At 61.1% G+C, this 1558-nt stretch carries 2 protein-coding genes; one reads left to right on the forward strand and one right to left on the reverse strand.

From position 1 onward, the window contains the following. A partial coding sequence (locus tag ACP5VX_RS07230) for a nucleoside phosphorylase (RefSeq protein ID WP_428725204.1) occupies positions 1 to 558 on the forward strand: 558 nt, incomplete at its 5' end. Here the strand turns inward: ACP5VX_RS07230 and ACP5VX_RS07235 are convergent. Then, positions 548 to 1537, reverse strand: coding sequence for an MDR/zinc-dependent alcohol dehydrogenase-like family protein (locus ACP5VX_RS07235; protein ID WP_428725205.1), 990 nt, complete (start codon positions 1535 to 1537; stop codon positions 548 to 550). The genes ACP5VX_RS07230 and ACP5VX_RS07235 overlap by 11 nt on opposite strands. Between the last annotated feature and the right edge of the window lie 21 nt (positions 1538 to 1558).

A 1558-nucleotide genomic window follows, 5' to 3' on the forward strand; every position in this document is an offset into this window, starting at 1 on the left:
GTGCCGGTCTCGATAGCCGTCCACGGGGTCGGGGCCGCGTCCGCCCACATAGTCTTCGAGGAGTTGCGGATGTTGGGCGCCAAGGTAATAACGAGGTTCGGGACGACGGGGGCCTTGGTCGAACAGCTCGACGTGGGGGACGTAGTCTTAGCCATGGACGCGAGCTACTACAGCGGCGGCATCTACTCCCAGTACTTCCCCGGGAACATATCGCTAAGCGCCACGGCCGACTACGAGTTACTGAAGCACGTGGAGGAGAGGTTTGCGAAGAGGGGTGTCAGGTACTACGTGGGCAGCGTAGTCAGCGCGGACAGGTTCTACGTCGACCCCCTCGAGTTCGCCCGGGAGTGGAGGGGCCTGGGCGCTATTGGCGTGGAGATGGAGACAGCGGTCCTATACGTCCTCTCCAAGACCAGAAGGTTCAGGGCTCTCTCGGTACTGCTAGTGAGTAACAGCCTTGTGAAGGAGACGGGGTACCCCACCGCGGAGGAGCTGAAAAAGTACGTCGTAGAGTACGGGTCGGTCCTCTTAGAGGCGCTGGCGAGCTTCAGAGTCTGACCACGACTTTTACCTCCCCATCGCTGAGGGACTTCTCGAACGCCTTTACGGAGCTCTCTATGCCGTTGAACACGCTGGTGATTACCGGCTTCACTAGCCCCTTGCTCATGAGCTCGATCGCCTTCCTGAACTCCCTGAAAGTACCGCACCTCGTCCCCACGATCCTCACCTCCTTGACAACAGCCCTCGTCAAGTCTACAGTGAACTTCGACCCGGGTGTCGACTTCAAGTGCACGACTCCTCTGGGCCTCGTGATCTCGATCGCTACGTCCAGCCCCTGCGTCCCTCCAGTGGCCTCGACTACCATGTCGAAGCCCAGGCCTTCGGGGGTCCTCCTCTTTATGTACTCCCTCACCTCGTCGAGAGTCATCACCGTGAACCCCATCTTCTCGAAGTAGTGCGCCTTCGAGCTACCCCTCCTCGCCACGACCACGGGGTCCACCCCCATCCACTTGAGTACCTGGGCGGCGAGTAGGGCGAGGTTGCCCGTGCCAACTATTGCGACGTTGTCCCCGGGCTCAGGGGGGTACTGGGCGAACGCGTTGAGGACGGCTGCTAGCGGCTCTACCTGCGTCGCCTCCACCGGGTCGAGCAAGCCCTCTACTACGTGGAGCGCCTGCTCCGGGGCGACGAAGTACTCAGCGAAACCGCCGTCGAAGTCGATGCCGAGCGTCCTCCTGTATGGGCAGTGGGTGTACAAGCCCCTTCTACAGTACTCGCACCTGCCGCACGGGAAGTTGATCTCGCTGACTACAAGCTTTCCCTTGAGCCTCCCATCGCTGACGACCACTCCAGCCACCTCGTGGCCCGGTACTAGCGGCTTCTTGAACAACGGGTATGAGCCGGTGTAGAAGGCCTTGTCCGTCCCGCAGATGCCCACCGCAGAAGTCTTGACCAAGACCCAGCCGGGCTCGGGTCGGGGCTCGGGCACGTCTTCAATGCTCAGCTCTCGCGGGCCCTTTAAGAGGAGGGCCTTCAAAGGGTTTCACCCGACACATAT

It is taken from the genome of Thermogladius sp. (assembly GCF_049970955.1).
Classification (GTDB): Archaea; Thermoproteota; Thermoprotei_A; order Sulfolobales; family Desulfurococcaceae; genus Thermogladius.